Source organism: Moorena sp. SIO1F2 (assembly GCF_010672755.1).
GTDB lineage: Bacteria > Cyanobacteriota > Cyanobacteriia > Cyanobacteriales > Coleofasciculaceae > Moorena.
Genome location: NZ_JAAHFV010000033.1, coordinates 24,242 through 35,501, shown reverse-complemented (window position 1 = coordinate 35,501; position 11,260 = coordinate 24,242). Strand labels below are relative to the sequence as shown.

General features: G+C 39.7%; 9 protein-coding genes. 2 read left to right on the top strand and 7 right to left on the bottom strand.

The window, feature by feature from the left end; all coding sequences use genetic code 11:
• Window positions 1-64: 64 nt before the first annotated feature.
• Complete coding sequence (locus F6J94_RS06950; RefSeq protein ID WP_293038460.1) at window positions 65-1,534, top strand: TldD/PmbA family protein; 1,470 nt, start codon at window positions 65-67, stop codon at window positions 1,532-1,534.
• Between the two features lie 215 nt (window positions 1,535-1,749).
• Entirely contained in the window at window positions 1,750-3,090 is a 1,341-nt protein-coding gene (locus tag F6J94_RS06945) for a TldD/PmbA family protein (protein WP_293038451.1), read from the top strand.
• A 273-nt stretch (window positions 3,091-3,363) separates the two neighbouring features.
• Here the strand turns inward: F6J94_RS06945 and F6J94_RS06940 are convergent, their stop codons facing one another.
• From F6J94_RS06940 to F6J94_RS06905, 7 genes are all read right to left on the bottom strand, one after another.
• Window positions 3,364-6,357 carry a contractile injection system tape measure protein gene (locus F6J94_RS06940; RefSeq protein ID WP_293038457.1) on the bottom strand — a complete coding sequence of 998 codons (2,994 nt, stop codon included), beginning with the start codon at window positions 6,355-6,357 and terminating at the stop codon, window positions 3,364-3,366.
• A 266-nt stretch (window positions 6,358-6,623) separates the two neighbouring features.
• Window positions 6,624-8,375, bottom strand: coding sequence for a hypothetical protein (locus F6J94_RS06935; RefSeq protein WP_293038448.1), 1,752 nt, complete (start codon window positions 8,373-8,375; stop codon window positions 6,624-6,626).
• A 429-nt stretch (window positions 8,376-8,804) separates the two neighbouring features.
• Window positions 8,805-8,999 (bottom strand): hypothetical protein, encoded by a 195-nt coding sequence (locus tag F6J94_RS06925; protein ID WP_293026188.1) that lies wholly within the window; start codon window positions 8,997-8,999, stop codon window positions 8,805-8,807.
• A gap of 112 nt (window positions 9,000-9,111) precedes the next feature.
• Window positions 9,112-9,354: a hypothetical protein gene (locus F6J94_RS06920; protein WP_293026186.1), complete on the bottom strand. Its 243-nt coding sequence runs from the start codon at window positions 9,352-9,354 to the stop codon at window positions 9,112-9,114.
• A 324-nt stretch (window positions 9,355-9,678) separates the two neighbouring features.
• Window positions 9,679-10,230, bottom strand: a complete 552-nt coding sequence (locus tag F6J94_RS06915) for a Uma2 family endonuclease (protein ID WP_293026184.1) — start codon at window positions 10,228-10,230, stop codon at window positions 9,679-9,681.
• 73 nt (window positions 10,231-10,303) lie between these two features.
• Window positions 10,304-10,762 carry a PIN domain-containing protein gene (locus F6J94_RS06910; protein ID WP_293038445.1) on the bottom strand — a complete coding sequence of 153 codons (459 nt, stop codon included), beginning with the start codon at window positions 10,760-10,762 and terminating at the stop codon, window positions 10,304-10,306.
• The gene (locus tag F6J94_RS06905; RefSeq protein ID WP_293038442.1) at window positions 10,749-10,988 is read right to left on the bottom strand and encodes a hypothetical protein; all 240 of its coding nucleotides are present in this window, start codon (window positions 10,986-10,988) and stop codon (window positions 10,749-10,751) included. Before F6J94_RS06905 ends, F6J94_RS06910 begins: the two co-directional genes overlap by 14 nt.
• Between the last annotated feature and the right edge of the window lie 272 nt (window positions 10,989-11,260).

Genomic DNA, 11,260 nt, shown 5'->3' with positions numbered 1-11,260 from the left:
TAGACTGGCAGATATAAAACCCATCATCAAAAGGATATATATCCAAAGGATAAGGAAATTATCTATGCCCCCAACCCTACTTCTATCCAAAGAACTACCTACTCTGGAATACCAATCCACATCCTCAAGCTTTGATGAAAGCTGGAGAGCTCCCCTTTCCACCCTCCTGGGATTAGGACGAGCAGCTGGTGCTGATTTCATTGAGTTTTTCCTAGAACGGGTCAACTACATCAGCTGTCTTGCTGAAGATGATGCCATTACTAGCATTTCTCCCCGCCTTTCCTCTGGTGCTGGTATCCGAGTGTTTCGGGGTAAGTCAGATTGCTATGTTAGCACTAATGACCTATCCTTTTCGGGGCTAAAAGCGGCTTTGGAGAAAGCCCTGTCTATTCAAGGGCTGGAATTACCTACCCCTAATGCCTTTATCCCAGAAACTAACCTGGAACTGTTGCGGGATTACGCTACTGCTAAAGGCAAAGACACTTGGCTATCCGGTTGCAGTTCCATGGCAGAAATGGGAGAAGTACTCCTGGATGCCAATGGGGCACTCCAGCGCAAGGCTAGCCATGTCCAATCCCGACGGGCTGTTTATTTCCGGGATTGGCAGGAAGTTCTGGTAGCAGCTAGTGATGGTACCTTTGCCAGAGATATTCGTTTAACTCAGTCTGTGGGATATAACCTGCTATGTGCTGATGGCGACCATCGCTCTTCTATTGGCAAGCGTGCTGGTAGTACCGGTAACCCAGAGTTTCTAAGAGCCTGGGATTATAATGGTACTGCTGAGGAAGTTGCTGAATCTGCTGGTAAGATGCTCTATGCGGATTACGTAGAGTCTGGTACTTACCCCATTATCATGGCCAATTCCTTTGGTGGGGTAATTTTCCATGAAGCCTGTGGACACCTGTTGGAAACGACCCAGATTGAGCGGAAAACTACTCCGTTTGCTGACAAAAAAGGCGAGAAGATTGCTAACGAAAGCCTTACTGCCTGGGATGAAGGGTTATCTGACAATGCCTTTGGAACCATTGATATGGATGATGAGGGCATGCCAGCCCAAAGAACTCTGTTGATAGAAAATGGCATACTGAAGAATTTTATCGCCGACCGGGCAGGGTCTCAGCTGACTGGACACCCCAGAACAGGTAGTGGACGCCGTCAGAATTATGCCTATGCTGCTGCTTCACGGATGCGCAATACCTACATCGCTCCTGGTGATTACGAGGTAGAGGATTTATTTGCGTCTATCGATAAAGGCATTTACTGCAAGCGGATGGGCGGTGGTAGTGTTGGTGCTACTGGAGAATTTAACTTTGGTGTCGATGAAGCCTATTTGATTGAAAATGGCAAAGTCACTAAACCGCTGAAAGGGGCAATTCTGATTGGGGAAGCTAAGGAAATTATGAATAAGATTTCCATGTGTTCCAAAGACTTAGGATTAGCCGCTGGTTTCTGTGGTTCCATTAGCGGCAGTGTTTATGTAACTGTGGGTCAGCCTCATATCAAGGTAGATTCGATTACGGTTGGTGGACGGTAAGTTACCCCAGCAGCCAGGCTTTGGGACTAGTGTTAGACTATCATCTCCGGTTGAAGATTTATCCTAAGCGATCAGCGATTAGCTAATCGCTGATCGCTGATCGCTGTTCGCGTAGCGTGCGCGTAGCGCATATGCTTACATCCGAAGTGATTAACCGGATTTGATATCATCGCTCTTTTTTTTTGTTAATCAAACATTCACAATCTAAAGATAAGATGACCAAGATTAATGAGATAGCTGATTCGGCGATTGCGATCGCAAAACGCCTGGGAATTGAAAAATTCGATATTTATGGCTCTGCAGTGGATGAAGCTGGTGTTCAAGTAGACCAGGGTGAGCCAAAACAGGTTGAGGCATCTAATCGGTCTGGTGTAACTGTACGGGTTTGGAATCAAGACCAGAAAGTAGGCATTACTTCAACTACCGATACCAACCCAACTGGGTTGGAACTAGCCTTAAAAACCGCTTATGAGGCGAGTAGTTTTGGGGTGAAGGAAAACGCCCCAGACTTTAGCCCTGAGTCAACAGTATCGATTCCAGAGATTCCCAATAATCAAGTGCCTCAACAGCCAGTATCCAAATTAGTAGAAACCCTACTGGATTCAGAGAAAAAGTTACTGGAGGCTCACTCGGCTATTGCCGGAGTTCCTTACAATGGACTATCTCAACGGGATGTTGAGCGCTTTTATCTCAATAGTGATGGGGCATTGCGCCAGCAAGCTAGCTCCTCGGCTTCCATTTATCTTTATACCAAAACTGAGGAAGAAGGGAAAAAGCCCCGTAGTGCTGGTGCCTATAAGATTAGTCAAGGTTTAGAAACTCTGGATATTCAGACTTGTCTGCAAGAAGCTGCTGAGAAAACCATCAGTCACTTGAACTATGAGAAAGTTAAGTCCGGAAAATATCGGGTAGTGTTCTCTCCCGAAGCTTTCCTGAGTCTACTGAATGCTTTTTCTAATTTATTTAATGCTCAAAATATTCTAGACAAGCAAAGCCTCTCGACTCCAGAGTCTCTAGGTACTCCAATTGCTTCTCCTTTGCTTTCTGTCTGTGATGATGAGCTACATCCAAAGAATGTGGCACCGGTCTATTTTGATGGAGAAGGAACACCTACTCGTCGAGTACCGATAATTACAGAAGGGGTGTTAAGCAATTTTCTGCACAGTGCTGGCAGCGCCAAACGCCTGAATGCTCAACCAACAGGTCATGCCAATATGGGGGCAAAAGTTACAGTTAGCCCTAATTTCTATCATGTTTTTCCTGGTCAATCTGCTGAACAAGAATACAGCTTGGAGCAAGCCGAAAATGTGATTTGGATTGATGAGGTGAATGCGCTTCATGCGGGAGTTAAAGCACTCGAAGGTTCCTTTTCTCTACCCTTTGATGGTTGGATGGTGAATAAAGGAGAATTAACTAGTATTGATTCCGCAACCGTAGCCGGAGATTTTCGGGAACTGCTGAAATCCATTATTTATGTGGAAAAAGAGCCTGAGTTTACCTCTGGTGGAGTGTGTCCAAAAATCTGGGTTGATGGTTTGTCGATTACTGGGGATTGAAGGTTAACAGGTTGAAGGTTGAAGGTTAAGAGGTTGAAGGTTGAAGGTTAAGAGGTTGAAGGTTAAGAGGTTGAAGGTTAAGAGGTTGAAGGTTGAAGGTTGATTAGTAAAAAGTAAAAGTTAGTCAGCTTTTTAAGCATTCAGCTATCAGCTGAATGCTTATTTGTTTGATATTAACTACCCTGCTAAGCTGTCGCGCATTTAAATTGGTTATTACCTATTACCTATTCCCTGTTCCCTGTTCCCTATTCCCTGTTCCCTGTTCCCTACAGCTTACCACTCTACATATAAAATATTATCCATCCACGGCAGCTTAACAACTCGTATGCTCCAAGGAATTCTATCTAGTAAAATATCGTAGGTTTCACGTTCAACCTGTAGCAGCCAACTACCATCACGAACTCTCACAATACCGTTTCTCTGCAAAAAAGCTTTTCTAAATCCTTCTATTGATGTATTTTTCAAAATAGACCAATTTTGAATCACAGCATATAATAAGTTTTCACATTCTGCTCGTTCTTGTGGGGTGATTTCTAAATTGGTGTCTATAGGTTCTAATAAATCTATACCGCATAGTATTTTATTAAGAGGTAAACTGTGTTCTGGTATTTCTGTTGAGTTATCAACTAAATACTGGAGTAAAAGGGCTGCTCGTTCAGCAGATATGGTATTAATAAAAATCTTATCTTGTACCAATCCTATTTTGACAAAGAAGCGAGTCAGAAATGGCCATAGCAAAATTAATCCCCCATTGTAAATATAGATTTCATCAGAGTCACTAAAAGTATTGACAACATCTGGAAATCTGGTTTGATTAGACTTGAGTTCTTGTTGGATGTTGAGTTTAAGAGTTTGAATACTTTTCTGTAGTTGTTTGAAGCGTGTAATCAGGTCTGATGACCTTTGGACTTGGGCAGGATTATTGATTTCATTTAGTAATATTTCTATTTCAGTCTTAAGTTGATTAATTTGCTGTTTATGTTGGGGTAAGATCTGGCTATTGAAATCAAGGTGTTGCAATTCCCTTACTAGGTGTTCCAGTTGTTCCCTTTCTTTAATCAAGTGTGTATCTTGGCTAGGGATTTGGATTCTATCTAAGATTTCTGTCAGTTGACTTTTAAATCCTTTTCCTTGTCTGACTAGATGCTCTATCTTGGCAACAATATTCTTTAAAAACTCAGGATAGTTAATCCGATTACTGGTGGCAATATGTAATAAACTTTCTTCGATTAACTTGAACTTATCTACTTTAGTATTACTCTGTGAGGAGATACTGAAAAGTATTCCTTGCCATATTTCTAATCGCAATTTGGCTGCCGGAATATTTCTCGTCTGCTCTAGCTGTTCCAAGACAGGTTTGATGTCTGTATTATAGTCGGCAATAAACGGGACTAAATCCCCAGTAAACAATCCGGCTATTTTGAGAAGTATTGAATCCGAAAATTGGTAAATAAGCCGCTGCAATTGCTTGGGATTTTTTAAGCTTTGCTGAACCAGAGACTTGACCTGACTTGGGGAATTGGTGATCAGGCGATCGCCATAGTCTTCTAGCTCTTGTTTGCTGAAGTTTTCCGGTAGTATACCGGTTTGGATAAAGTCGCTAAAAATTTCTAGTTGTGAAGCTCTTTCTTCTGCTCTAATTAACTGTGTATCTTGGCTGGGGATTTGGATTCTATCTAAGATTTCTGTCAGTTGACTTTTAAATCCTTTTCCTTCTCTGACTAGATGCTCTATCTTAGCAACAATATTCTTTAAAAACTCAGGATAGTTAATCCGATTACTGCTGGCAATATGTAATAAATTGTCTTCGATTAACTTGAACTTATCTACTTGAGTCTTACTCTCTGAGGAGATACTGAAAAGTATTCCTTGCCATCTCTCCAATCTCAATTTGGCTTCCGGAATATTTCTGGTCTGCTCTAGCTGTGCCAAGACCGGTTTTATGTCTGTATTATAGTCGGCAATAAACGGGACTGAATCCCCAGTCAACAATCCGGCTATTTTGAGAAGTATTGAATCCGAAAATTGGTAAATAAGCCGCTGCAATTGCTTGGAATTTTTTAGGCTTTGCTGAACAATATATTTTACATGATTTGGGGAATTGGTGATCAGGCGATCGCAATATTGTTCTAGTTGTTGTTTACTTAAGTTTTCGGAGAGTATACCTGTTTGAATAAAGTTGCTAAAAATCTCTAGTTGTGAAGCTCTTTCTTCTGCTCTAATCAACTGTGCATCTTGGCCAGGGATTTGGATTCTATCTAAGATTTCTGGAAGTGTGCTTTTAAATTCTTTTCCTTGTCTGACTAAATGCTCTATCTTAGCAACAAGATTCTTTAAAAATTCAGGATAGTTAATCCGATTACTGGTGGCAATATGTAATAAATTGTCTTGGACTAATTTGAGTTTATCTACTTTAGTATTACTATCTGAGCAGATACTCAACAATAGTCCTTGCCATATCTCCAATCGCAATTTAGCTTCCGGAATATTTTTGGTCTGCTCTAGCTGTGCCAAGACCGGTTTTATGTCTGTATTATAGTCGGCAATAAACGGGACTGAATCCCCAGTAAACAATCCGGCTATTTTTAGGAGTGTTGAATCCGAAAATTGGTAAATAAGGCGCTGCAAGTGCTTGGGATTCTTTAAGCTTTGCTGAACCAGAGACTTTACCTGATTTGGCGAATTGGTAATCAGGCGATCGCAATAGTCTTCTAGCTCTTGTTTGCTTAAGTTTTCTGCCCACCAGGGTAGCATCCCTGTTTGGATAAAGTAGCTAAAAATCTCTAGTTGTAAAGCTCTTTTACTAGCAATCTCTGATTTGCCAATTTGATCAGATAGTCTTTGATAGCTCGTTGAACTTACAGAGGTAATTTTATTTACTTCTATATTTTCCCCCGTCTCTCCCTCTGTTCTAGCAAGCAGTGGTGAAGACTCACCCAACTCAGTCTTAGGTTGTGGCTGTGTTGAAAAACTGGAAGTTGAGTGGCTAATTTGTTCTCCTAATTGCTGTTGAATTTGTTCTATGATTTTGTCAATCAATTCCTGTTCTAGATTATTGATATCGATATTGCCTAGGTCTATTTCTAGGGTATTAATTCGATGTATTGTATCTAAATCGCTGAACTGATTAAATAAATTATCAATCAGGGGGAGGACTTTATAGCGATATAGTCTACTTACCTCATTTTGCAGTTCAAAAGCACCTTGCTGTGAACTTAAATTAAGTTCTATAATCTGTTTTTTGATAATATGTCGTTGTTGGTTCACTTCCAAAGGCTTTAACAAATAACTTCAAAATCTGTGCCGATAGTCATATATCCTAAAACATTAAATGGTATAGTTGAAATACTACCATTTACCAAAAATTCGATCAGGTTATTAGTTGAATTTTTATCCATTTTTGTATTTAGCCAGAGCTGGTAGGCATTTTCAAATTTTATCATATTAGGTTTGTCTAACCAGTGGCAATAAGGAGTTATATGGGCGGGTATTTCGGCACTGATAATGTTATAAATTAGCTGTTTAAAGTTTTCTTATTGAAAGCGAGGCAGCCAATCAGGGAATACAAAACTGAGTTGGAAAGAGTAAGGATCTATTGTGTTTGAATCTGTGTTTGAATCTGTGTTTGATTTAAATTCTGAAAAATTCTCGTCTGAGTCGGGGTCGTTACTGCTGCGAGGACGAAGTAAAATATGTTCGACTATATGGAAACCTTCGGTTTCATCCGATTCATTGCAGAGAGCCAAAGTTTTTCGATGGTAAGGAATTCCTAGTAAACTACAAATTCTTTGTTTTAGTCCCGATACGTTTTCTGTATCCCAAACCTGACTGGAATCAGTGTAATTAAATGCTTTACCCCTTCCGGCACTGATTTGGGGATAATTTTGTAATAAAGTAACTTTATTATTAATATTAGTTAGTTTCTCTTCAATTGGTTCCTCTTCCGGTATTAAGTCATATAAAAGTAAGGAATAATCAGTGAATTTTTCACAAAACTGTGCCATTAAATGATCCAGAAAACGGTTTCTTCTTATCTTATCAATCTCATTCCATTTACCATCTGGTGAAGTTTTATCTGTATTTAGGATTTCTGGCGCACCTGGAATGCTATAAAGTTCCTGGTAAAAGTAGGTTGTCTTGTTCTTAGTTTGAAAATAAAATAAATCTTTAGTGTGTTCTAATTGAGCAAAATAGTTAGCTAAAAGTTGGTCAAAAAACATTAAATAAGCTTGTAGCTGCTTGGCTTGAGCCTTGCGTTTGGGGGATGCAGAAGCCGGTAAACCTATTTCTCCAATACCGTAAGTAGCAGGAAAATCGTTTTGGATTGATTCATAGTCAGATAATTCTCGGTATTGTCCCACTGGGATGGGGATATCTTTTCTTTGTGTAGTTGATGGTGTTTGGGTATTTTTTTGTTGTAATGATTCCAGATTAGTTTTAGCTTTAGCCAGGTTCGGATTGCACGGAATTTGTCCTTTATAAAAGGTAATGTTACTTGTCAAGCCATCTATATCTTTGAGTTGGGGTGTTAGATTAGGATCTAATGCTAACGCCCATTCTTCTGATTCTGATGACTTGTCGCTTGAAATAGTAATTATTCTAACAGTTTTTATCCCTGGAATATCTAAAATAATCCGAATTATGTCAGAGGTGTGCAGTTGGTTTTTCTTGATAAAACTATCAAGTTTTTCATCGTCAATGAAGCCATGTTCCAGGGGAACACCATCAAAAATAGCTTCAGGAGTTTTGCCTTGCTCCAGTAGTTCTTTTAAGGTAAAAAATTGTAGGTGAGGAGAAATAAAATTATCTAAGTCCAAATATATCTGTGCCATTAATTCATTCACATCAAATCCTTCTTCAATCTCAATCTCGGCTTTGTTGATGGTGATTTCTTCAATGGGTAAAATTTCGACTGAAGCAAAATCTTCACACAAATTTCGATGCTGATTAAGTTTAGATTTTACTTTTTCGATGAGACTCGCTTCGTCAGAGACATTTTTTTCTTTTTCGATTAGTACCCGATAAATTCCATTTAAGTTGACTTGCTTAGTGCGTTTATAAGCTTCAAAAGTTAAGGTATGAAGAAGCGAATCGTAATAAATTGGGGGTTGTGAATTCTTAATGGGTTTAACCCATGCATTTTTAACACCATCAATGTCGATTAGCAGTTTGCGATAATCATTAATTGTGAGGGGATTAACGGTGAGGATTTCTCTGGCTGTGAAAAACTGTTTCCTGTTTTCTCCAGTTTTTTCTCCAGGAGCAGGCGCAAGCAAGTCTTTCATCTCGAAGTCAAGGCGATAGCTTAAATCCGTGATGGCATAGCAAAGTTGTTCTAGGATAGTAATACCGGGATCGTGGGTATTGTAGTCTGTCCACAGTTTCCCCCCTAGGCGTTCGATGTGCTTGATTCCTTCTTGTCGCAATAAAGCGAAATTCATGCCAGGATTTTCTGGGGGGGCGTTGGAGATGGTAAGGTTTTCAGTCATGATAGTAGCTTCTTACAGAAGTTGGGGACAGGGAACAGGGAATTCGTGCCCATTTGAAGACCGCTATATCAGGTACAATGGAGCGTGTACCTATGATGCTCGTTGAGCAGCTTCCCGCAGGGTAGCTACAGCGCAATAATGGGAAGGCATAAGCCATTTTTTTGCTTTCTGGGTTTTTGTTGATGCTATTGCACAGCCTGAGCTGCAATCGACTATGCTTTCCTATCAGATAGAGCGTGAGCCTTCTTGGGACATTAAAGGTAAATCCGGTCGCCTAAGGGGTTTGGAAATAATTTTTCTGTTGCTTGCCGTTTGTCGTTTCCGTAAGTCATCACAGATGGCTTTCAAATCGTAATTGAAAGTTCTAGCGTGTTCCTCTCGAATTCTGTAGATCTCTTCTAGAATTTCATCTCTCCACATTTTTATTCTCCCATTAATCAAATAGTGGATAACTCCTATTATACTGGTTTCAATGTAGACGGTTTCGCTCACAGAAATCTCTAAAATCTCTTCATCCCTCATCCTACAGCATTTAATCCTTGTTCTGAGGGTGTGTTGCTAAAGCCTCCGTTTCTAATCCTTGCAAATTGTCTGATTTCGAGGTAGCACCATTATGTTTAGCTAGCTCTTCTTCCAATACCTGAATTGCTCCTTGGATGCGGAGTAAGGTTTCACGGACATTGGCTTGTTTGGCTTCTAAATCGGCGAGTACTTTTTGTCCTGATTCAAATTCGGCTTTTAGTTGGGTTAGGCGTTTTTCTAGTTGTTCTTTCATGTTCCTTGTTGAGGATGATCGGTTACAATACAGCAGTTTTTAATTGGGTGAGGTGCAAATTATTGGGTTTTAGGGAGTAGGGAGTAGGGAATAAAGAAGAGGGAAAAAATCCTCTGTACTTCGTTACTATTAAAACCGCTATAGTATATTATAGCGTTTCTCGCAGTTATGAGGTACAGTCTTCTTTGACGTTGATTCCCTATCTTGATGCAGCGCATCCCTCTTCCCTATTCCCTCTTCTGTCTTCCCTGTTCCCTGTTCCCTGTTCCCTGTTCCCTACAATCCATAAATTGTATATCTCATAGCTATGATAATTGCTATATTTCAGATAGTTTTTGATAATAACTTTTCCACTGACACTTCAACATGGGGAAAAGCAACTGGATATAAAGTTCCATAGGCTTTGGTTTGTTTGATTTGATAACTATCCCCTGATGGTTGCTGAAACACGATCAGTTGTTGAGCTTTTAAATCTACAACCCAGTATTCTAAAATGCCAGCACGAGCATAGGCAATTCGCTTCTGTTCTAAGTCTTTTTCCAAGGTAGTGTCAGATATTTCTATCAATAAGTAAATTTCCTCGGCAGAAGGGTGACGATTGTCATACAAGGAAACTGGCAATTTAACAACAGCAATATCTGGTTCAGGTTCTGAATCAGGAAGGGAAACCGGATGTGCTTCGTAGATTTTAGCGCGTCCCCGGAGCTTTTCCCGTAAATAGTCTGCCATAGAATCGTTGATTTTCCGATGCAATGGTCCCTCTGGTGACATTTCAATAATTTTTCCCTCTAGTAATTCCACATGACGCTCACTGAGGATACCTGCTGCAATCATGTGATGATAGTCTTCAATTGACCATTTAGCTAAGGTAATCATTGCTCTACTCTAATTAAAGATGGCTCTTTTGGAATTGCTCCTTGGATGGGGAGTAAGGTTTTACGAACATTATTTAATAACTTGGCACAATCACCTCAATTTCAGGATGCCAATTAAAATCATCTTCATTAAACGTATAAATACTGGTTACTCCATGGGATATCATAATTGCCAGGTGCATTAAATCAAATACTCTAGCCCCCTTTACAGGGTTTATTTTGAGCAATTCAAACCATTCCTTAAAGATATTATCTGACATGGAGAGAAGTTCTATATTGGGCATTTGCATAAATCTTTCAATCCGCATTATTGTCTCTTGAGTAGTCAGAGGATTGGCTACAGATTTGGAACTAGTAACAACAGCATAAAACTCGGCAATTACCTGAGAATACAGACAGATAACTTCTCTTTGACTAGGTCTTAAAATTTCTAAAGCTGCCCGATGTTTTTGCCTATTATCCTTACTTAAATCAATTGAATATACCAGAATGTTAGTGTCTAAATACCGTTTTATTTTCTTATTCGATGCCATAGACATTACTTCTAGTAAGTGGTTCTTTTACACCAAGGTCAGCAACCAACCAATCAAACTCTTGATGAAGTTGCTTCAAGTCTTCTTTCTCTTTGTATTCTTTTTTACTTATATCTTGTGAAAAACTATTCTGTTGAGAAACCGCCTTAAAAGCAGCAATAATTTCTTCAAGCATAGCAATCTGTTTCGGACTTATATCTGTCACATCTATGACTTTATTTTTCATTACAATTTTCCTCGTTTACTATTAGGTGTTTTGATTATAGCATGAGCGATCTCACTTGGTTCATGTAGGGTGGGCAGTGCCTACCAACTGTTTTGAGTTCGGCTAGACGTTTCTCCAGTTGTTGTTTCATGTTCCTTTAATTTTTAGATTCAGGTTCGGTTGAAATTTGGAGATGGTGCGTTACGCTACCGCTAACGCACCCTACAAGATCGGCGATCGCACTTTCTAGACATTGTATGCATTTATGTCTTTATTTTAATCCTCGGAGAGTG